Genomic DNA, 19,198 nt, shown 5'->3' with positions numbered 1-19,198 from the left:
CCGTCCGTGCCCTGGTCTGACGTGCGGGAGTCTATCGACGGCACACGCGGGAAACGCCCGATGAGCGCAACCTTTACCGTACCGAGATGAACCGCGTGCCGTCGCCGGAGCAAAACCGTGAACGAGGGTCAGGCCTGCCAGCCGAGCGCGAGCTCGACGGCGTCCTGGAGCGTGCTCACCTCGCGCACGCGCACGCCCGCCGGCGGGGGTCCCTCGGTGAGGGAGCCGGCCGGGACGACGGCGCGGGTGAAGCCGATGCGGGCGGCCTCGCTGAGCCGCCTCGGGAGCCCGGTGACGGGTCGGATGTCACCGGCCAGCCCGACCTCACCGACCGCGACCAGCCCCTGCGGCAGCGGCGCGTCCCGGTGCGCGCCGGCGACCGCAAGGGCGAGCGCGAGGTCGGCCGACGGCTCGGCGAGGCGGACCCCGCCCACGGTCGAGGCGTAGCAGTCGTGGGCGCTCACGGTGACCCCGGCCCGGCGGGTGAGGACCGCGAGCACCATGGCCAGGCGGGAGGAGTCGAGCCCGCTGGTGGTGCGCCGGGGTGAGCCCCCGGAGCTCTCGGTCACCAGCGCCTGCACCTCGGTCACGAGGGGGCGACGGCCCTCCAGGGTCACGGTCACGCAGGTGCCCGGCACCGGTCGGTCCCGGCTGGTGAGGAACAGCCCGCTGGGGTCGGGTAGCCCGACGATGCCGGCGTCGCCGAGGTCGAAGCAGCCCACCTCGTCGGTGGGGCCGAAGCGGTTCTTCACGGCCCGGACCAGCCGCAGCCGCGAGTGGCGCTCGCCCTCGAACTGCACAACGACGTCGACCAGGTGCTCCAGGACCCGGGGGCCGGCGATGGCGCCGTCCTTGGTGACGTGCCCGATGAGGATCGCGGCGATGTTGGCGGCCTTGGCCGCCTGGATCAGGGCGGAGGCGACCTCCCGGACCTGCCCCACGTTGCCGGGGGCCCCGTCGACCTCGGCGCTGGCGATGGTCTGTACCGAGTCGACGACGACCAGCGCCGGCTCGGTGCGCTGGAGGTGTCCGAGCACGGCAGAGAGATCGGTCTCGGCGGCGAGGTACAGCGTGTCGGCGAGGGCACCGATCCGCGCGCCACGCAGCCGCACCTGGGCAGCGGACTCCTCACCGGAGACGTAGAGCACCCGGCGGCCCTCGCGGGCGGCGCGGGCCGCCACGTCGAGGGCCAGGGTCGACTTGCCGATGCCCGGCTCGCCCGCCATGAGCACGACACCGCCGGGCACCAGACCACCACCCAGGACGCGGTCGAACTCGCCGACCCCGGTGCTGCCCGCCTGCGCCAGGGTCGCGTCGACCTGCGCGATCGGGACGGCAGGGCGGCTGGGTGCCGCGGCGGACGTGCGCACGGCGGTCTGCCCGGCCTCGCTCAGGGTGCCCCAGGCCTGGCACTCGCCGCAGCGGCCCACCCACTTGACGGCCCCCCAGCCGCACTCGGTGCACCGGTAGGTCGGGGCCTTGCTCTTGGTCGCCACGCGAGGGACTCTAGGGGGCGCGACCGACAGGGCCGTCCCTCAGGGCGCCGAGAGCGTCGCCGGGTGGACGTACAGCGGCAGCAGGCGGCGCCCGGCGGGGTCCCGCCGCAGGCCGGCCACGGTCCTCAGGTGAGCCGCGCAGTAGGCCGCCAGCTCGGCATACGCCTCGACCCCCAGCAGCTCGGTGAGCTCGGCGGCCAGGCCCAGATAGACCGGCTCGGGGGCGGTGTGCGCCTCGGGCCGGCCGGAGCAGTACCAGTCCAGGTCGTGACCGCCCGGTCCCCAGCCACGGCGGTCGTACTCGGTCAGGGTGATCTCCAGGTATGACGTGTCGTCCGGCAGGTGGACGGTGCGGTAGGTGCGTCGGACGGGGAGCTGCCAGCACACGTCCGGCTTGGCCCGGTGGGGCTGCTCGCCCTCCAGCACGGCGTGCTGGTGCAGGGCGCAGCCGGCGCCGGCGGGGTGTCCGGGGCGGTTCAGGAAGATGCAGGCGCCGTCGACGCGGCGGGTGGTGACCGTCGCGCCGTCCTCGTCGAGGTCCTGCCAGCCGGGGCGACCGTCGACCAGTTCGCGGCCCGCGTCGTGGAACTGCCACTCGTCCGGCCCCAGCGACGCGGCGACGGCGCCGACCCGGGCCAGGTCGTCGTCATCGGTGAAGTGCGCCCCGAGCGTGCAGCACCCGTCGTCGGGGCGGTCGGCGTAGATGCCCGCGCAGCCGGACCCGAAGATGCAGTGCCAGGAGGAGGTGAGCCAGGTGAGGTCGGCGCGCACGCGCTGGGCGGGCTCGGCCGGGTCGGTGAACTCCGCCCAGATCCGCGGTGCGTCCAGCGGGGTCTCGCCCGCCCTGTCCACCGATCGACCTGTCACCTCCACCACTCTACGAGCCTGGACGGGGCGGTCCCTCGGCAAGGGTCTAGCCTGAGGGAATGCGTCTCGGTGTGATCGATGTCGGCTCCAACACCGTCCACCTCCTCGTGATCGACGCACACCCCGGGGCCCACCCGCTGCCCGACTACTCGCACAAGGTCGAGCTGCGCCTGGCCGAGCAGCTCACTCCCGACGGAGCGATCTCCGAGGAGGGCGCCGGTCGGCTGGCCACGTTCGTCCGGGACTGCACCGAGGTCGCCGAGACGCGCGGTGTGTCCGAGCTGCTCGGCTTCGCGACCAGCGCGATCCGCGACGCCAGCAACACTGACGAGGTCCTGGAGCAGGTGCGCCGGGCCTCCGGCGTCCAGCTGCAGGTGCTGAGCGGAGAGAACGAGGCCCGGCTCACCTTCCTCGCCGCCCGCCGCTGGTTCGGCTGGTCCTCCGGGCGGCTGTTCCTGATCGACATCGGTGGCGGGTCCCTGGAACTGGGCGCGGGCATGGACGAGGAGGCCGATGCCGTGGCCACCCTGCCGCTCGGCGCCGGGCGGCTGACACGGGAGCTGCAGCTGGCGGGGGCCAACCCGTCGGAGGGCGACCTCAGGGCGCTGCGCAAGCGCATCCGCTCCGAGATCGCGGCCGTGCACCGCCCACTGGTCAAGGTCGGGACGCCCCACCGGGTGGTCGGGACCAGCAAGACGATCCGCTCCCTCGGCCGGTTGTGCGGCGCCGCGCCGTCCTCGGAGGGGCCCCACGTGCCGCGCACGCTCGCCCGGGACGACCTCGCTGCCTGGGTGCCCAGGCTCGCGGCGATGCCTCCCGAGGAGCGCGCCTCGCTCCAGGGCATCTCGGAGGCCCGGGCGCCGCAGATGCTGGCCGGTGCGATGGTCGTCGAGGCCGCCATGGAGCTGTTCGACGTCGACCAGCTCGACATCTGCCCGTGGGCCCTGCGCGAGGGCTTCATCCTGCGCCGGATGGACAGCCTGTGATGGCCCACACCCCGGTCCTGCTGTCGACCTCCTCCGTCTATCCGGAGAACTGCGCCTACGCCTTCGACCTGGCCGAGCGGCTCGGCTACGACGGCGTAGAGATCATGGTCTGGACGGATCCGCTGACGCAGGAGCCCGGTGCGCTCAAGGCGCTGTCCCAGCTGCACAGCCTGCCGATCGGCGCCATCCACGCGCCGACGCTGCTGCTGGCGCAGCGTCTCTGGGGGTGGGAGCCCTGGGCCAAGGTTGACCGCTCCGTGCGGCTCGCCGAAGAGGTCGGTGCCGAGGTCGTCGTCATCCACCCGCCGTTCCGCTGGCAGCGGGACTACGCCGAGGGTTTCGTCCAGGGGATCGCCGACCGGCAGTCGGACACCGGCGTCAGTCTGGCGGTGGAGAACATGTTCCCGTGGCGGGCGGGAGCCTCCGAGATGCAGGTCTACAGCCCGCACTGGGACCCGGTGGAGCAGACCTATCCGCACGTCACCCTCGACGTCTCGCACGCCTCGACGGGAGCGGTCGACTGCGTCGACCTGCTGCACCGGCTCGGGGACCGGGTCAGCCACATCCACCTCGGCGACGGCACGGGCTCCTTCAAGGACGAGCACCTCGTGCCGGGCCGGGGCACGCAGCCGGCGGACCGGCTGCTGCGGGAGCTGACCGACCGGGGGTATGCGGGTGCTGTCAGTCTCGAGGTCGGCACCCGTAAGCGGTCGGTCGAGGAGCGCGAGGCGGACCTCGCCGAGTCCCTGGAGTTCGCGCGGACCCACCTGGGGCAGCGCGTGCCCTGAGCGGGCTCAGCCGCCTGCGGGCTGGAACAGCTCGACGAGCCGCACCGAGCAGGCTCAGCCCCTGCGGGCTGGAACAGCTCGACGATGGCGCGGCGCGCAGGCTCAGCCGCCTGCGGGCTGGAACAGCTCGACGAGGTTGCCGGCCGGGTCCGCGAGGAGGACCTGTTGCCCGCCCGGACCCGTGACCGTCTCGCTGCGGAGCCGCACCCCGCTGCCTGTGAGCCGCTCGATCTCTGCGGCCAGGTCCTCGACGACGAGGTGGATGCGGTTGCGACCCGGCTGGGCGGCGTCCTGCGGGGTCGCTCTGGCTCCCGAGCTGGCGGGGCCCGACAGCAGCAGGCGCAGCCGTCCGCGGGTCACCTCCGCGAACGCCGGTGCGGCGTCGGTGCCGAGGGTGAACCCCAGGTGGCTCGTGTAGAAGCGGACGGCGGCGGCGACGTCGTCGACCAGGTAGCGGACGCTGACCTGCTGGTCAGTGGTGTGTTCACTCATGGTGCGTGACCTCCTGTGGTGATGACCCGACGCGTCGGTGCCCCGGGTCGGTCAGGGTGTGCCGGTGCGCGAGGCGCCGGGAACGGTCAGAGCGGGCACCAGGTGCCCGACGCGGGTGTCGATCTCCGCGGCGGTTGCCCGGAACGTGCTGTAGGTGGGCCGTGGGGTGGAGTGGGCGGGGTCGGGGATGCTCCAGTGGCTCAGCCGCGGGTGCTCGCGCAGCTCCGGGAGGGCCTCGCGGGCGCGGTCGCACACGGTCACGACCAGGTCGAAGGTGCGGTCGGCGACCGCCTGGATCGCGCGAGGGTCCCGTGGGCCGAGGTCGAGGCCGTAGTCCTTCCGGAGGACCGCGAGGGTGAGCGGGTGGATCTCACGCCTCGGGTGGGTGCCGGCGCTGGTCACGTCCACGGCACCGCCGCTGCGGTGGCGCAGCAGGGCCTCGGCGATGAGGGACCGCGAGCTGTTGCCGGTGCACACGAAGAGCACGGCGGGCGTCCTCGCGAGCGGGTGGCCGGACGCGGCGGGCGGCACGGACTGTCGTGCGTCGTCGCCCGGCACGCTGACCAGCGCCGGGTGCAGAGCGGCCGCGATCTCCGCGAGCGCCCCGGCGCACCGGGTCAGATCTAGGTGGTAGTAGGTGTCGCGGGCGTCGTGGGTGCTGCGGCGGGTGGTGACCAGGCCGCCACGGCGCAGCAGTCCGAGGTGGTAGGACACGAGGTTCTGGGACTCGCCCGTGCCGGCCATCAGCTCACGGACGCGTGCGTCCCCCGCTGCCAGCGCACTCAGGAGGCGCCAGCGCAGGGGGTGGGCAGCGAGCCGGAGGAACTCCGGCGGCGCGTCGCCTGCCACGGGTGGCATGCCTCTGAGATTACATCAAATCGATTTGATGCAAAAGCCCGGACCAGCCTGCGCGAGCCCGTCCGCCGCGCGCTGTCCGCGGTGCGCGACCGGCCTGTCGTGCGACGCTGACAGGCATGGACTGGGCAGACCTCGACCTGATGGCCACCTCGTTCGAGGGGGTGCGCCGCCGACCCGGCGTGCCGGCCCAGTGGCGCTACCGCGGCAGGTTGGTGGCCCGGCAGCTCGACGACGAGCACGTCGTGATCCGGTGCGCCTTCCCCACCCGGGAGGACCTCGTCCGGGAGCATCCGGACACCTTCTCGGTGCCAGGCCGGTTCCGCAGGCACATGATGGTCGTCGCCGACCTGCGGGCGGGTGACCCTGAGGCCATCGAGGACGCTCTCGCGGCGGCCGCGCACCTCCAGTCGCACGACGGCTGACCGGCGCCGTGCGGGCGCCGCCTGATCGCGGTTTAGCCTTGACCTGCCCAGGACGACGAAGGAGAACGCCATGGACGCCGCAGACCTCGACCCGAGCGTGTGGATGAAGCAGGGGCTGCTCCTGATGAGCCGCAACCACGCGCTGCGCGACGTCATCGAGAAGGCACCGATCAGCCGCTCCGTCGTCAAGCGGTTCGTGGCCGGCGACTCCACCGGGCAGGCTGTCGCCGTCGGTCGCGAGCTCCACGCCTCGGGGCGGATGGCCACGATCGACTTCCTCGGCGAGGACACCCTGGACCCTGCCCAGGCGACCTACACCCGCGACGCCTACCTGGCACTCCTGGAGGGGCTGTCCGCGGAGGGGCTGACCGAGGGGGGTCAGGTCGAGGTGAGCCTCAAGCTCAGTGCCCTCGGCCAGGCGCTGGGCGGTGACGGCGAGAAGATCGCCCTGGACAACGCGCGCACCATCTGCCAGGTCGCCGCCAACACCGGCACCACCGTGACCCTCGACATGGAGGACCACACCACGACCGACTCGACCCTCGGCATACTCAGGGAGCTGCGGCAGGACTGGCCCTGGGTCGGTGCGGTCCTGCAGTCCTACCTCTACCGGACCGAGCAGGACTGCCGGGACCTCGCCCACGAGGGCAGCCGGGTCCGGTTGTGCAAGGGCACCTACAAGGAGCCGGAGTCGGTCGCCTACCAGGACAAGGCCGAGGTCGACAAGAGCTATGTCCGCTGCCTGAAGATCCTCATGGCCGGCGACGGCTACCCGATGGTCGCCAGCCACGACCCGCGGCTGGTCGAGATCGCGGGGGTCCTCGCGGCCGCCAACGGGCGCGGACCCGAGAGCTTCGAGTACCAGATGCTGCTCGGCATCCGTCCCGACGAGCAGGTCCGCCTGGCGGCCCAGGGCGACCAGGTGCGGGTCTACGTGCCCTACGGCGACGAGTGGTACGGCTACCTCATGCGGCGCATGGCCGAGCGCCCGTCCAACCTGTTCTTCTTCCTGCGCTCGCTCGCGACGAAGGGCTGAGGGCATGACGCGCATCGCGATCCTCGGCGCCGGCGTGATGGGCGGGTCCCTGCTGTCGGCGCTGCTGCGCTCGGGTCACGACCCGGCGGACCTGGTGCTCAGCGAGCGGATGGTCGCCACGACCCGGGAGCTGGCCGAGAAGTATGCCGTGCGGTCGGCTCCCGTGGGCGAGGCCGCCCGGGGAGCGGACATCGTGGTGCTCGCCGTCAAGCCCCAGGACATGCCGGGCCTCCTGGCCGAGATCCACGAGACCATCGGCTCCGACACCCTGGTCATCTCGGTCGCCGCGGGGATCAGCACCGAGTACCTCGAGAACCGGCTGCCCGCCAACACCGGCGTGGTCCGGGTCATGCCGAACACGCCGGCCCAGGTCGACCAGGGCATGTCCGTCCTCAGCGGCGGCAGGCACTGCACCACCGAGCACCTCGCGGAGGCCGAGCAGCTGCTCAGCACCTTCGGCCGGGTGCTGGTCCTGGACGAGAAGCACCAGAACGCCGCCACGGCCATCAGCGGCAGCGGCCCGGCCTACATCTTCTATGTGACCGAGGCGATGATCGAGGCCGGCGTGCTGCTCGGTCTGCCGCGGTCGACGGCCTCCGAGCTGGTCGTCCAGACCCTCTTCGGTGCGGCCACCATGATCCGCGAGACCGGGGAGCACCCGAGCATCCTGCGCGAGCAGGTCTCCAGCCCGGGCGGCACGAGTGTCGCGGCGCTCCGGGCCCTGGAGGACCACCGCGTGCGTGCTGCCTTCCTGACCGCCATCGAGGCCGCGGCCCGCCGCGCGGAGGAGCTCTCCGAGGGCGAGTGAGGGGCCGTACCCCCACTGTTCACCCTGGCCCCCGTGGAGTCCCGGGCCGGGCTTGTGCCAGAGTTAGGGCCATGAGTGAGATCAGCGTGCGCGTGCTGGATGAAGAGAACTGGGCCGAGTACCGCGATGTTCGGCTGCGTGCGCTGAAGGAGTCACCGGAAGCCTTCGTCGCCTCCGCCGAGGAGGAGGAGACCTACGACGAGAGCCGCTGGCGCGACCGGATGCTCCGCTCCCGCCGCCTCCTCGCCGAGGAGGAGGGGACGGTCCTGGGGGTGGTGAGCGTGGGCAGCCACCAGATCGAGGAGGACGGGGTCGGGGAGCTGTTCGGCCTCTGGGTGGACCCCGCGCGGCGTGGCTCCGGCGTGGCCCGCAAGCTCCTCGAGGCCGCCGCCGCCCAGGCGCGCGCCGACGAGCTCAAGCACCTCATCTACTGGGTCGGCACGGACAACGGCCGCGCGGTCGCGTTCGCGAGCAGCTTCGGCTTCCGCCCGACCGACAGCCGCCGGCCGATGGAGATCCACGGCGTCGACGACGCCGAGGACGCCGAGGAGCTGGCGATGATCCTGCCGCTCAGCAACTCTGCCGGGGTCCCCACCTCTCTCTGACCAGAGGCGTCAGACGCACCTCGCACGGACCCCGCAGGGGTGCCGCTGGATCGACCCGGCGTCAGGCTCAGGGGCGGGCGGCCAGCTGCTCGATCGCCAGGCTCAGGGGCGGGCGGCCAGCTGCTCGATGAGCTTGCTGGGCCCGGACACGATCATGATGTGGTGCCGGCCCACCTTGGTCTCGGGCACCGCGTGCGTGAAGTCCTCGCCCGGTGCCTTGACGCCCACCACGGTCACGCCATAGCGCTTGCGGATGTCCGTCTCGGCCAGCGTGAAGCCGATCATCTCCTGCGGCGGGGCCATCTTGACGATCGCGTAGCCGTCCTCGAACTCGATGTAGCCCTGCATGCGGTCGTTGACCAGGTGCGCCACGCGGCTGCCCGACTCGGCCTCGGGGAAGATGACGTGGTGCACCCCGATGCGCTCCAGCAGGCGCGCGTGCTCGGCGGAGACGGCCTTGGCCCAGATGGATGGGACGCCCGCATCCACGAGGTTGCCGGCCGTCAGCAGTGACCCCTCGATCGAGGACCCGATGCCGACGACGGCGATCCTGAAGTCCTGCGGCTTGGCCTCCGCGAGCTGGGTCGGGTCGGCCGCGTCGACCGCGATGACGCGCGTCAGCTTGCGGGAGAAGCGCTCGGCGAGGGCCCCGTTGCTCTCGATGGCGTGCACGCGGTAGCCGAGCCGGTCCATCTCGAGGGCCGCTGCGGCGCCGAACCGCCCGAGGCCGATGACGAGGACGTCCTCGTCGAACAACCGGTGCCTGTTCAACCCGACCATGCTCGGCTCCTGACGTTCGTGGTCTAGCGTGGCCCCATGATCGGGGCACGCGTCGTCTGGGACCAGCGTTTCATGTCCTACGACTTCGGGCGTGGACATCCGATGCACCCGTCGCGCCTGGACCTCACCCACCGGCTGTGTGAGGCGCTCGATCTGCTCACCCTGCCCGGTGTCTCCGTGGTCGGCGCGACGGAGGCCACCGAGGAGCAGATCCGCACGGTCCACACGGAGGGGCTCGTCGAGGCGGTCAAGGCGGTCTCGGCGGACCCGACGGCCGTGGTGCACGGTCACGGCCTCGGCGGCGACGACACGCCCAGCTTTGCCGGCATGCACACCGCCACCGCCCTCGCCGTCGGCGCCACCATCGACTCCTGCCGTGCCGTGTGGACGGGAGAGGCGGAGCACGCCGTCAACATCGCGGGCGGGCTGCACCACGGCATGCCCGACAGCGTGGCGGGCTTCTGCGTCTACAACGACGCGGCGGTGGGGATCCAGTGGCTGCTGGACAACGGGGCGGAGCGGGTCGCCTACGTCGACATCGACGTGCACCACGGCGACGGTGTCGAGCGGGCCTTCTGGGACGACCCGCGCGTGCTGACCGTCTCGGTCCACGAGACCGGCACGGCCCTGTATCCCGGCACCGGCTTCCCCGGCGACACCGGTGGTCCCTCGGCGCCGGACAGCGCGGTCAACGTCGCCCTGCCCGCGGGCACCGGGGACGGCGGCTGGCTGCGCGCCATCCACGCGGTGGTGCCGCAGGTGCTGCGCGCCTTCCGCCCCCAGGTCCTGGTGACCCAGCAGGGCTGCGACGCCCACTACTCCGACCCCCTCAGCCACCTGGCGGTCTCCCTCGACGCCATGCACGCGGCATACGGCCTGCTCCACGAGCTGTCCCACGAGCTCACCGGGGGCAGGTGGGTCGCCCTCGGTGGCGGCGGCTACGAGCTGATCGAGGTCGTCCCGCGCGCCTGGAGCCACCTGGTCGCCATCGCCGCCCACCACCCGCTGTCCCTGACCCAGGACGTGCCCGAGTCCTGGCGCGAGCACGTGGCCCGCCGCTACGGCCAGATCGCCCCTCGCCGGATGGGGGACCTGGGCGGGCGGCCCATCCAGTTCGGTGAGTGGGGCACCGGCTACGAGCCGGAGAGCCCGGTGGACGCCGCGATCATGGCCACGCGGCGGGCCGTGTTCCCCGGCTGGGGGCTCGACCCCTGGTTCGACTGAACCGCGCCCACCGCCGAGCGGGACGCCGCCCCGGAAGCGGACACCTGTCGACACTTCTCGGGCGGGGGCCGTGGTCGTCGATCACGCCCGCGGAGCCGGCTCACGGAAAACTGTCAGTCAGGTCACAGTTTGATTACAACGGCGTGTCTACTGGACTTTTCACGCGCCACGACTTTCGCAATTGCCCCATCTGCCCCTAAGGTGCATGGTTGACAGATGGGCAGCCACCGGAGAACCCGTTGGCCGCCGGAGTGCGGACAGGACGGGATGACGTCGATGGCTGAAGAGCACCGGCTCGGTGAGATGAGCTTCATGACAGTGGCCGAGGTGGCCGCGGTGATGCGCGTCTCCAAGATGACCGTCTATCGTCTGGTGCACTCCGGGGAACTGCCCTCGGTGCGCGTCGGGCGCTCCTTCCGGGTGCCCGAGAAGGCCGTTCAGGACTACCTCGAGGACTCGTTCCACGGGACGGCCTGAGCCGACTGCGTTTGGGAGCCACTGAGCACGGGCGGTAGGCTGTCCCGACTGTCCGGTGGCGCCCCACGGGTGCGACCAGGTCGACCAGACATCCAACAGACGAAGGACACGTTCAGCCAATGGGCTCTGTGATCAAGAAGCGCCGCAAGCGTATGGCGAAGAAGAAGCACCGCAAGCTGCTGCGCAAGACGCGTCACCAGCGTCGCAACAAGAAGTGACCTGACGCGACGGCGCCGACTCCCCCTGGTGGAGGTCGGCGCCGTCGCGGCATCCTGGGAGAATGGAGCCCGTGGACGAGGCAGCGCACCCCCGCGTGGTGCTGGTCACCGGTGTGGCGCGTGACCTGGCTGGCCGGGTCGTGCGGCGCCTCGCCGAGGACCCCTCGATCGAGCGGGTCATCGGAGTCGACCTGGTGCCACCGAAGCACCCCATGGGGCGCGGTGAGTATGTCCGGGCCGACGTCCGCAGCCCCCTGCTCGCCCGGCTGATCACGCAGGCCGGTGTCGACACGGTCGTGCACATGGGCGTCATCGCCACCCCGCGCGACGCGGGCGGGCGCGTGGTCCAGAAGGACATCAACGTCCTCGGCACGATGCAGCTCATGGCGGCCTGCCAGAAGTCCGCCAGCGTGCGGCGGGTCGTCGTGAAGTCGACGGCCGGCGTCTATGGTTCCTCGCCCAGGGACCCGGCGGTGTTCACCGAGGAGATGACGGCCAAGCAGCTGCCGCGCTCGGGCTTCCCGCACGACTCGATGGAGGCGGAGAGCTACGTCCGCGGCCTGTCCCGGCGCCGCCCCGACATCGACATCACGATGCTGCGGATGGCCAACGTGATCGGGCCGAGCATCCGCACGGTGCTGACCGACTACTTCCGCATGCCCGTCCTCCCCGTGCCGTTCGGGCAGCAGGGCCGGCTGCAGTTCCTCCACGAGGACGACGCGGTCGCCGCCGTCGTGCACGCCACGAGCGGCCCCGTCGTCGGCACCGTCAACGTCGCGGGGGACGGTGTCCTCTCGCTCGGGCAGGCGATCGCACTGAGCCGGCGTCCCTGGCTGCCGGTGGTGACCGGCGCCGGCGGGCTGTCCCTGTGGGCCACCCGGCGGCTCGGCTGGGCGGCCCTGCCGGCCGACCACCTGGCGTTCCTCTCCTACGGCCGTGTGATCGACACGCAACGCATGCGCAAGGAGCTGGGCTTCGCGCCCGCCTACACCACGCGGGGGGCCTTCGAGTCGTTCCTCGCCGCACGCCGGGCCGGCGACCGGCCCGAGCAGCAGCCCGTCGAGGAGGGGCAGTGAGTGGCGTGCGCGAGAGCGACCTCGAGCAGGCGGTGATGGTGCTCATCAAGGGCCTGCGGGCGGCCGGGGCGGCCACCGGTCTGGTCGGTGACGAGCTCGACGAGTCGGTCGCGCAGACGCTGGCCTTCCTGCGGCGCCGCCTCACCGGTGACTACACCGTCGACGAGTTCGGCTACGACGCCGACTTCACCGAGCACGTGGCCCTGCCGCTCCTGCGCCCGCTCTACCGCTCGTGGTTCCGGGTCGAGGTCCGCGGCATCGAGAACCTGCCCGCCGAGGGCGGCGGGCTGGTCGTGGCCAACCACTCCGGCACGATCGCGATCGACTCGCTGATGACCCAGCTGGCGGTCCACGACGAGACCCCCGGCCACCGCAGCCTGCGCATGCTGGGGGCTGACCTGGTCTTCGCCAGCCCGATGGTCGGTCCGGTCGCCCGCAAGACGGGCAGCACCCTGGCCACGAGCGCGGACGCGCAGCGGCTCCTGGACGAGGGCCACCTGGTGGGCGTGTGGCCCGAGGGCTTCAAGGGTGTGGGCAAGCTCTACAAGGACCGTTACCGCCTGCAGCGCTTCGGGCGGGGCGGCTTCGTGGCGGCGGCCCTGCGGGCGGAGGTGCCGATCATCCCGTGCTCGATCGTGGGGGCCGAGGAGGTCGCCCCGATGCTGGCCAACGCCGCGCCCCTGGCCCGGCTGCTCGGCCTCCCGTACTTCCCGGTCACCCCCACCTTCCCGTGGCTCGGGCCGCTCGGTCTGCTCCCGCTGCCCAGCAAGTGGCTCATCGAGTTCGGTGCCCCGATCCGCACCGACGACCGCGGGGAGGGTGCCTCCGAGGACCCTGCGGTCGTCTTCGAGATCTCCGACCGCGTGCGCGAGACGATCCAGCACACTCTCTACAACCTGCTCCGTGACCGACGCTCGGTGTTCTTCTGATGCCCGGGGTGGCCCCGTGAGGCGGTGGTTCGCGCGGCCCGCCCCGGAGCCCGCCGGCCCCCGGATCACCCTGGTCGACCGGGTGGGCTGTCACCTGTGCGACGTGGCTGCGGGCGTCGTGGAGCGCGTGGCCGAGCGCACCGGAACAGCGTGGGAGAGAGTCGATGTGGACTCCTCACCGGAGCTCGTGGAGCAGTACGACGAGCTGGTCCCGGTCGTCCTGGTCGACGGCCGTCAGATAGCACACTGGTCGGTGACCGAGGAGACCCTCGCCCGGGCCCTGCGCCGACGCCGACGGGACCGACGGCATACCCGTCAGTAGCCTGAGCGCCGCCGAGCGCGACTTTGTGCAAGCGTTCACAAAGTCATAAGGTGGGGGGGTCCCCGAATCTCCCTGACCGGTTCTGGTATAGGACCCGTCGCGGCCGAGAGGAGCCTGTGTCGAGGTGGTGCCCGAGTCCATCCGCCGTGCTGGTGTGCCAGAGGCCACCGTCGGTCGGCTCCCCCTGTACCTCCGCGCACTGACGACCCTCCACGACCAGGGCATCACCAGCATCGCCTCCGAGGAGCTGGCCTCCCGCTCGGGCGTCCGCTCCACCCAGCTGCGCAAGGACCTGTCCCACCTCGGCTCCTACGGCGTCCGTGGCGTCGGCTACGACGTCGAGCTGCTCGCCGCGCAGATCGCCCAGGAGCTCGGGCTCACCCAGGAGTGGCCGGTCGTCATCGTCGGGATGGGCAACCTGGGCCGCGCCCTGGCTGCCTACGGCGGCTTCTCCGGTCGGGGTTTCCGGATCGTGGCGCTCGTCGACGACGACCCGGAGGTCGTGGGCACGCTGGTCGAGGGGCTGCGGGTGATGACCCTGGCCGACCTGGCGGCCAAGGGCCCGACCGTGGCGATCGGTGTCATCACGACCCCCGCCCCGGCGGCGCAGACCGTCGCCCAGAACCTCGTGCGGATGGGTGTCCGCTCCATCCTCAACTTCGCGCCGGGCCACCTCAACGTGCCCGACGGTGTCGATGTGCGCGGGGTCGACCTGGCCACCGAGCTGCAGATCCTCGCCTTCCACGAGCAGCGTCGCCTGCTGGCCGTCTCGACCCACGACCCGCTCCAGGAGGGCACGGACTCGGAGGCGATGGGATGAGCCTCCTCGTCGTCGGCCTCTCGCACCGCAGTGCTCCCCTGGAGCTGCTGGAGCGCGTCTCACTCGATGAGACCCGCTCACGGGCGCTCGCCTCGGGGGTGACGGGGCTCGACGACGTCAGCGAGTCCCTCGTCCTGACGACCTGCAACCGCACCGAGGTGTATGCCGAGGCGCTGAGTTTCCACGGAGCCGTCGCCCAGGTGGGTGCGGCCCTGGCGGAGGAGACCGGGGTCGACCTGCAGGAGCTGACCCCCCACCTGTACGTGCACTACGAGGACCGCGCGGTCAACCACCTGTTCTCGCTCGCCTGTGGGCTGGAGTCGATGGCACTGGGTGAGAGCGAGATCCTCGGCCAGCTGCGCGAGGCGCTCCGCGCCGGGCAGCGGGACGCACACCTCGGGGCCGCCCTCAACCCGCTGTTCCAGCAGGCGCTGCGCGTCGGCAAGCGGGCTCACACGGAGACCGGGCTGGACCGGGTCGCGCGCTCGCTCGTCGGCACCGGGATCGAGCGGGCCGTGGGGGTGCTGGGCCCCCTCGACGGGGTCCGTGCCCTGGTCGTGGGCGCGGGTGCGATGTCCGGGCTGGCCGCCGCCTCCCTGGCGCGGGCGGGGGTCCGCTCCCTCGCCGTCGTCAACCGCACGCCCGAACGGGCCGAGCGGCTCGCACAGGCGCACGGCGGGACCGCGCACGACTGGGCCGACCTGGCTCCACAGCTGCAGGCCGCCGACCTCGTGCTCACCTGCACCGGTGCGACCGACCAGGTCATCACCGGCGAGCTGCTGGAGGGTGCCGACCGGCGGGAGCAGCCACTGGTCCTGGTGGACCTCGCCATGCCGCGCGACGTGGCACCGGAGGTGGCTGAGCGCCCCGGCGTCACCGTGTGGGGCCTGGCCGAGCTCGGCGAGCCGGCTCCCGGGGCCCCCGGCGCCGGGCTCCCCGCCGCCGACGACACCTCTGACCAGTCCACCACGGCCGAGACCGAGCAGGTCCTCGACGCGGTGCGTGAGCTGGTCACCGGGGAGGTCGCGGCCTACCTCGCCACCCGCCGCTCCGCGCAGGTCGGGCCGACCCTGGCCGTGCTGCGCTCCAGGGCGGCGGCCGTGGCCGACAGCGAGCTCGCCCGGCTCGACCAGAGACTTCCCGGCCTGCCCGACGAGCAGCGGGCCGAGGTGCACCAGAGCGTGCGGCGGATCCTCGACAAGATCCTGCACACGCCGACGGTGCGCGCCAAGGAGCTCGCGGCCCAGGACTCGGACGGGTCCTACGTCGCCCTGCTGCGCGAGCTCTTCGACCTGGACGCGCGGGACACCGCAGCCGTCGACAGCCCGCCCCAAGTGAGTGGATTGCCATGAGTGAGAACGCAACTGGTGTGAACGCGATGACCCGGCCGCTGCGGCTGGGGACCCGGGCGAGTGAGCTGGCCACCTCCCAGTCCGGGTGGGTCGCCGACCGGTTGCGCGCGCTCGGCCACGAGGTCGAGCTCGTCCACGTGCAGACGGAGGGCGACCAGTCCTCCGCCCCGCTCACCCAGATCGGCGGCACCGGGGTCTTTGTCTCCGCGCTGCGTGAGGCGCTGCAGGAGGGCCGGATCGACTTCGCCGTCCACTCCCTCAAGGACCTGCCCGTCGGTGAGGAGGCTGGCCTCGTGGTGGCGGCCGTGCCCGAGCGCGAGGACCCCCGCGACGTCGTCATCTCCCGCGACGGGCTGCGTCTGGGCGACCTGCCCGAGGGAGCCGTGATCGGCACCGGCTCCCCGCGCCGCGCCGTCCAGCTGGCCGCTGCGGCACCGCAGGCCACCGTGACGGGGCTGCGGGGCAACGTGGGGCGGCGCATCGGCAAGGTCACCGACGGCACCCTGGACGCCATCATCCTCGCGGCCGCCGGGCTGCGGCGCATCGGGCGGATCGGGGAGGCCAGTGAGGTGCTGGAGACCGACGTCATGCTCCCCGCGCCCGGTCAGGGGGCGCTGGCGGTCGAGTGCCGCTACGACGACCGGGAGATGGTCCGCCTGCTGGCGGTGCTGGAGGACCCGGCCACCCGCACCTGCGTGACCGCCGAGCGGGCCCTGCTGGGCGCGCTCGAGGCGGGCTGCAGCGCCCCGGTGGGCGCGCTGGCCACCCGTCAGGGGGACGAGATCATCCTGGAGGCCGTCGTCGGGACCGGCACCGACGGCATACTCCGCCACACCCTTCGCGGCACGAGTGCGGTGGACCTGGGCCACGAGATGGCCCACCACTTCCTCGGCCAGCTGGCTCCGAACGGCGAGCGGAGCCCCTTCCAGACCCCCGCAGCACAACACCCTGGAGCGTGATCACGTGAGCACGAGCACAGCAGCACCCCCCAGCGCGCCCCCGGTGACGTCGGCCCGCGTCGCCTTCGTCGGCGCCGGCCCCGGTGACCCCGGACTGCTCACGGTGCGAGCCCGGGAGTATCTCGCCGCGGCCGACACCGTCGTCGTCGACGACCCCGACACCGCGACCTGGCTGAGCGGCCTCGTGCGCGAGGACGTGCAGATCGTGGAGACCGGCGCGGTCGGTGGCCCCCGGCGCTCGCCCGCCGCACGCGCCAAGCTCGTCGTGCGCTCCGCCCGCGCGCTCAAGGAGCCGGAGGCGCTGGTGGTCCGCATCATGGCCGGTGACCCCGGTGCCTTCACCACGCTGAGCCAGGAGGCCCTGGCCTGCCGCGGCGCGGGGGTGCCGTTCGAGGTCGTGCCGGGTGTCTCGATCGCCTGGTCCGTGCCGACCTACGCCGGGGTGCCGTTGACCTCCGGCACCGGTGAGGTGCACATCATCGACGCTGCCGACAGCCGCACCGACTGGGCGACGTCGGTGGCCGACGACGTGACGGTCGTGCTGCTGGGCGCCCCGGACACGCTGCGCAAGGCCCTCGGCGGGCTGCGCCGGGCCGGCCGTGACCCGCAGACCCCCGTCTGTGTGACCGAGCAGGGCACGACGGTCGCCCAGCAGACCTACGTCAGTGTCCTGGACCGTGTGGAGGACGACCTGGAGACCCGCACGTTCGGCGAGGGCGTCGTCGTCGTGGGCCGGGCCGTCGACCTGCGCTCCGAGCTGAGCTGGTTCGAGACCAAGCCGCTGTTCGGCTGGAACGTGCTGGTGCCGCGCACCAAGGACCAGGCCACCGAGATGACCGAGCGGATCGCCTCGCACGGTGCGACGTCCAAGGTCGTGCCCACCATCAGCGTCGAGCCGCCACGGACGCCGCAGCAGATGGACCGGGCGATCAAGGGCCTGGTGACCGGCCGCTACGAGTGGGTCGGCTTCACCTCGGTCAACGCCGTCCGCGCGGTGCGCGAGAAGTTCACCGAGATCGGGCTGGACGCCCGCGCGTTCGCCGGTCTCAAGATCGCTGCCGTCGGCGGGGTCACTGCGGACGCGCTGCGGCAGTGGGGGATCGAGCCGGACCTGATCCCCTCGACCGAGCAGTCCGCGCGCGGTCTGCTGGCCGACTGGCCCGCCTACGACGACGTCCTCGACCCGATCAACCGGGTGTTCCTGCCCCGGGCCGACATCGCCACCGACACCCTCGTGGCGGGCCTGCTCGACATGGGCTGGGAGGTCGACGACGTCACGGCCTACCGCACGGTCCGCGCGGCCCCGCCGCCCGCGCCGGTGCGCGACGCGATCAAGGGAGGCGCCTTCGACGCGGTCTGCTTCACGTCCTCCTCGACGGTGCGCAACCTGGTGGGCATCGCGGGCAAGCCGCACCCCGGCACGGTCGTGGCCTGCATCGGCCCGGCGACGGCCCGGACCGCCGAGGAGCACGGGCTGCGGGTCGACGTGATCGCACCCGAGCCGCGGGGTGTCGCGCTGGTGGACGCCCTCGCCCAGCACGCCGCCATGCTGGCGCTGGCCGTGCAGGAGACGGGCGAGCCGGTGCGGCCCAGCCTGCGCCGCACCACGGGCCGGCGCGGCGCAGCCCGGGCCCGCGCGTGAGCCCGGACAGCCACCCGGCACCGGTCCAGGCGCCGATCGAGCGTCCGCGTCGGCTCCGGACCACACCGGCCCTGCGCCGGCTCGTGGCCCAGACCCGGCTGTCGGCCGCCGACCTGGTGCTGCCGGTGTTCGTCCGGGAGGACCTCACCGAGCCGGCGCCGATCGGGTCGATGCCCGGGGTCGTGCAGCACACCCGTGACTCGTTGCGCGCGGCGGCGCACGAGGCGGTGGAGGCCGGCGTCGGCGGTCTGATGCTCTTCGGGGTGCCCTCACCCGAGCACAAGGACGCCGAGGGGACCTGGGGAACCCGGCCCGACGGCATACTCAACCTGGCCCTGGAGGACCTCCGGGCCGACCTGGGCGACGCCACCGTCCTCATGGCCGACCTGTGCCTGGACGAGTTCACCGACCACGGACACTGCGGGGTGCTCGACGAGCGGGGCCGGGTGGACAACGACGCCACCCTGCAGCGCTATGCCGAGATGGCGCTGGCCCAGGCCCGCGCCGGCGCCCACGTCGTCGGCCCCTCGGGCATGATGGACGGTCAGGTCGCGGTGGTCCGGGCGGCCCTGGACGGTGAGGGGTTCACCGACGTCTCGGTGCTCGCCTACACCGCCAAGTACGCCTCCGCCTACTACGGTCCGTTCCGCGAGGCCGTGGGCTCCAGCCTGCAGGGTGACCGGGCGACCTACCAGCAGGACCCGGCCAACGCGACCGAGTCCCTGCGCGAGCTGCGGCTGGACCTGGCCGAGGGTGCGGACCTGGTGATGGTCAAGCCGGCGCTGCCCTACCTGGACGTGCTGCGCCAGGTCGCCGACCTCTCTGACGTCCCCGTCGCCGCCTACCAGGTCTCGGGCGAGTACGCCCAGATCGAGGCCGCCGCCGAGCGCGGCTGGCTGGACCGTGACCGCACCGTGCTGGAGTCCCTCACGGCCGTCCGGCGGGCCGGGGCGCAGGTGGTGCTCACCTACTACGCCGTCCACGCCGCGGCACTGCTCGCCCGCTGAGGTCCCGCGCCCTCGCGGACACGCCGGGCGTGGA

The 19,198-nt window shown here is 72.6% G+C and carries 22 protein-coding genes; 17 read left to right on the top strand and 5 right to left on the bottom strand.

Translation table 11 applies throughout. The annotated features are described in order from the left end of the window. Positions 1–128: 128 nt before the first annotated feature. Positions 129–1,496 (bottom strand): DNA repair protein RadA, encoded by a 1,368-nt coding sequence (gene radA / locus DA085_RS13140; RefSeq protein WP_109473425.1) that lies wholly within the window; start codon positions 1,494–1,496, stop codon positions 129–131. A 39-nt stretch (positions 1,497–1,535) separates the two neighbouring features. Next, positions 1,536–2,363, bottom strand: a complete 828-nt coding sequence (locus tag DA085_RS13135; protein ID WP_109473462.1) for a DUF3109 family protein — start codon at positions 2,361–2,363, stop codon at positions 1,536–1,538. A 59-nt stretch (positions 2,364–2,422) separates the two neighbouring features. On the opposite strand from DA085_RS13135, the gene DA085_RS13130 reads away from it, so the two are divergent. Beyond that, positions 2,423–3,349, top strand: coding sequence for a Ppx/GppA family phosphatase (locus DA085_RS13130; protein ID WP_109473424.1), 927 nt, complete (start codon positions 2,423–2,425; stop codon positions 3,347–3,349). Beyond that, positions 3,349–4,137 carry a sugar phosphate isomerase/epimerase family protein gene (locus DA085_RS13125; protein ID WP_109473461.1) on the top strand — a complete coding sequence of 263 codons (789 nt, stop codon included), beginning with the start codon at positions 3,349–3,351 and terminating at the stop codon, positions 4,135–4,137. Before DA085_RS13130 ends, DA085_RS13125 begins: the two co-directional genes overlap by 1 nt. Before the next feature lie 102 nt (positions 4,138–4,239). Here the strand turns inward: DA085_RS13125 and DA085_RS13120 are convergent, their stop codons facing one another. Both DA085_RS13120 and DA085_RS13115 read right to left on the bottom strand, forming a co-directional pair. Next, positions 4,240–4,629 carry a VOC family protein gene (locus DA085_RS13120; RefSeq protein WP_109473423.1) on the bottom strand — a complete coding sequence of 130 codons (390 nt, stop codon included), beginning with the start codon at positions 4,627–4,629 and terminating at the stop codon, positions 4,240–4,242. 51 nt (positions 4,630–4,680) lie between these two features. Further along, positions 4,681–5,487 carry an arsenate reductase/protein-tyrosine-phosphatase family protein gene (locus DA085_RS13115; RefSeq protein ID WP_109473422.1) on the bottom strand — a complete coding sequence of 269 codons (807 nt, stop codon included), beginning with the start codon at positions 5,485–5,487 and terminating at the stop codon, positions 4,681–4,683. Positions 5,488–5,603: 116 nt separating this feature from the next. On the opposite strand from DA085_RS13115, the gene DA085_RS13110 reads away from it, so the two are divergent. The 4 genes from DA085_RS13110 (at position 5,604) to DA085_RS13095 (ending at position 8,358) form a co-directional block, all read left to right on the top strand. Further along, positions 5,604–5,909 carry a hypothetical protein gene (locus tag DA085_RS13110; protein ID WP_109473421.1) on the top strand — a complete coding sequence of 102 codons (306 nt, stop codon included), beginning with the start codon at positions 5,604–5,606 and terminating at the stop codon, positions 5,907–5,909. A gap of 70 nt (positions 5,910–5,979) precedes the next feature. Beyond that, positions 5,980–6,945 carry a proline dehydrogenase family protein gene (locus DA085_RS13105; protein ID WP_109473420.1) on the top strand — a complete coding sequence of 322 codons (966 nt, stop codon included), beginning with the start codon at positions 5,980–5,982 and terminating at the stop codon, positions 6,943–6,945. A gap of 4 nt (positions 6,946–6,949) precedes the next feature. After that, positions 6,950–7,753, top strand: a complete 804-nt coding sequence (proC, locus tag DA085_RS13100) for a pyrroline-5-carboxylate reductase (protein ID WP_109473419.1) — start codon at positions 6,950–6,952, stop codon at positions 7,751–7,753. Between the two features lie 71 nt (positions 7,754–7,824). Continuing rightward, complete coding sequence (locus tag DA085_RS13095; protein WP_109473418.1) at positions 7,825–8,358, top strand: GNAT family N-acetyltransferase; 534 nt, start codon at positions 7,825–7,827, stop codon at positions 8,356–8,358. A gap of 102 nt (positions 8,359–8,460) precedes the next feature. Here the strand turns inward: DA085_RS13095 and DA085_RS13090 are convergent, their stop codons facing one another. Continuing rightward, entirely contained in the window at positions 8,461–9,138 is a 678-nt protein-coding gene (locus DA085_RS13090; RefSeq protein ID WP_202619224.1) for a potassium channel family protein, read from the bottom strand. Between the two features lie 36 nt (positions 9,139–9,174). On the opposite strand from DA085_RS13090, the gene DA085_RS13085 reads away from it, so the two are divergent. From DA085_RS13085 to hemB, 11 genes are all read left to right on the top strand, one after another. Next, a complete protein-coding gene (locus DA085_RS13085; protein ID WP_109473417.1) occupies positions 9,175–10,362 on the top strand; it encodes an acetoin utilization protein AcuC in 1,188 nt (395 codons plus the stop codon). A gap of 276 nt (positions 10,363–10,638) precedes the next feature. Further along, the gene (locus DA085_RS13080; protein ID WP_109473459.1) at positions 10,639–10,839 is read left to right on the top strand and encodes a helix-turn-helix domain-containing protein; all 201 of its coding nucleotides are present in this window, start codon (positions 10,639–10,641) and stop codon (positions 10,837–10,839) included. 119 nt (positions 10,840–10,958) lie between these two features. Continuing rightward, on the top strand, positions 10,959–11,057 hold the full coding sequence (locus DA085_RS13075) for a 30S ribosomal protein bS22 (protein ID WP_003792170.1): 99 nt from the start codon (positions 10,959–10,961) through the stop codon (positions 11,055–11,057). A 62-nt stretch (positions 11,058–11,119) separates the two neighbouring features. Next, entirely contained in the window at positions 11,120–12,133 is a 1,014-nt protein-coding gene (locus tag DA085_RS13070; RefSeq protein ID WP_109473416.1) for an NAD-dependent epimerase/dehydratase family protein, read from the top strand. Then, on the top strand, positions 12,130–13,062 hold the full coding sequence (locus DA085_RS13065; RefSeq protein WP_237565493.1) for a lysophospholipid acyltransferase family protein: 933 nt from the start codon (positions 12,130–12,132) through the stop codon (positions 13,060–13,062). The genes DA085_RS13070 and DA085_RS13065 overlap by 4 nt, the downstream gene beginning before the upstream one ends. A gap of 16 nt (positions 13,063–13,078) precedes the next feature. After that, entirely contained in the window at positions 13,079–13,384 is a 306-nt protein-coding gene (locus DA085_RS13060) for a glutaredoxin family protein (RefSeq protein ID WP_109473415.1), read from the top strand. Between the two features lie 154 nt (positions 13,385–13,538). Further along, complete coding sequence (locus tag DA085_RS13055) at positions 13,539–14,204, top strand: redox-sensing transcriptional repressor Rex (RefSeq protein WP_237565492.1); 666 nt, start codon at positions 13,539–13,541, stop codon at positions 14,202–14,204. Further along, positions 14,201–15,556, top strand: coding sequence for a glutamyl-tRNA reductase (locus DA085_RS13050; protein WP_109473414.1), 1,356 nt, complete (start codon positions 14,201–14,203; stop codon positions 15,554–15,556). The genes DA085_RS13055 and DA085_RS13050 overlap by 4 nt, the downstream gene beginning before the upstream one ends. Continuing rightward, on the top strand, positions 15,553–16,515 hold the full coding sequence (gene hemC / locus DA085_RS13045; protein ID WP_237565491.1) for a hydroxymethylbilane synthase: 963 nt from the start codon (positions 15,553–15,555) through the stop codon (positions 16,513–16,515). Before DA085_RS13050 ends, hemC begins: the two co-directional genes overlap by 4 nt. A gap of 4 nt (positions 16,516–16,519) precedes the next feature. Then, complete coding sequence (locus DA085_RS13040) at positions 16,520–18,157, top strand: bifunctional uroporphyrinogen-III C-methyltransferase/uroporphyrinogen-III synthase (RefSeq protein WP_109473413.1); 1,638 nt, start codon at positions 16,520–16,522, stop codon at positions 18,155–18,157. Continuing rightward, on the top strand, positions 18,154–19,164 hold the full coding sequence (hemB, locus tag DA085_RS13035; protein ID WP_202619223.1) for a porphobilinogen synthase: 1,011 nt from the start codon (positions 18,154–18,156) through the stop codon (positions 19,162–19,164). The genes DA085_RS13040 and hemB overlap by 4 nt, the downstream gene beginning before the upstream one ends. The last annotated feature ends 34 nt before the right edge of the window (positions 19,165–19,198 follow it).

The sequence above is a fragment of the Ornithinimicrobium cavernae genome (assembly GCF_003121625.1).
GTDB lineage: Bacteria > Actinomycetota > Actinomycetes > Actinomycetales > Dermatophilaceae > Ornithinicoccus > Ornithinicoccus cavernae.
Note: the sequence above shows the minus strand (reverse complement) of the source record. Positions and strands in the feature narration are given on the sequence as shown.

Coding starts and splice junctions, on each gene's coding strand:
- DA085_RS13130 (WP_109473424.1), top strand. CDS start 2,423: ATGCGTCTCGGTGTGATCGATGTCGGCTCCAACACCGTCCACCTCCTC.
- DA085_RS13125 (WP_109473461.1), top strand. CDS start 3,349: ATGGCCCACACCCCGGTCCTGCTGTCGACCTCCTCCGTCTATCCGGAG.
- DA085_RS13120 (WP_109473423.1), bottom strand. CDS start 4,629: ATGAGTGAACACACCACTGACCAGCAGGTCAGCGTCCGCTACCTGGTC.
- DA085_RS13115 (WP_109473422.1), bottom strand. CDS start 5,487: ATGCCACCCGTGGCAGGCGACGCGCCGCCGGAGTTCCTCCGGCTCGCT.
- DA085_RS13110 (WP_109473421.1), top strand. CDS start 5,604: ATGGACTGGGCAGACCTCGACCTGATGGCCACCTCGTTCGAGGGGGTG.
- DA085_RS13105 (WP_109473420.1), top strand. CDS start 5,980: ATGGACGCCGCAGACCTCGACCCGAGCGTGTGGATGAAGCAGGGGCTG.
- proC (WP_109473419.1), top strand. CDS start 6,950: ATGACGCGCATCGCGATCCTCGGCGCCGGCGTGATGGGCGGGTCCCTG.
- DA085_RS13095 (WP_109473418.1), top strand. CDS start 7,825: ATGAGTGAGATCAGCGTGCGCGTGCTGGATGAAGAGAACTGGGCCGAG.
- DA085_RS13090 (WP_202619224.1), bottom strand. CDS start 9,138: ATGGTCGGGTTGAACAGGCACCGGTTGTTCGACGAGGACGTCCTCGTC.
- DA085_RS13085 (WP_109473417.1), top strand. CDS start 9,175: ATGATCGGGGCACGCGTCGTCTGGGACCAGCGTTTCATGTCCTACGAC.
- DA085_RS13080 (WP_109473459.1), top strand. CDS start 10,639: ATGGCTGAAGAGCACCGGCTCGGTGAGATGAGCTTCATGACAGTGGCC.
- DA085_RS13075 (WP_003792170.1), top strand. CDS start 10,959: ATGGGCTCTGTGATCAAGAAGCGCCGCAAGCGTATGGCGAAGAAGAAG.
- DA085_RS13070 (WP_109473416.1), top strand. CDS start 11,120: ATGGAGCCCGTGGACGAGGCAGCGCACCCCCGCGTGGTGCTGGTCACC.
- DA085_RS13050 (WP_109473414.1), top strand. CDS start 14,201: ATGAGCCTCCTCGTCGTCGGCCTCTCGCACCGCAGTGCTCCCCTGGAG.
- hemC (WP_237565491.1), top strand. CDS start 15,553: ATGAGTGAGAACGCAACTGGTGTGAACGCGATGACCCGGCCGCTGCGG.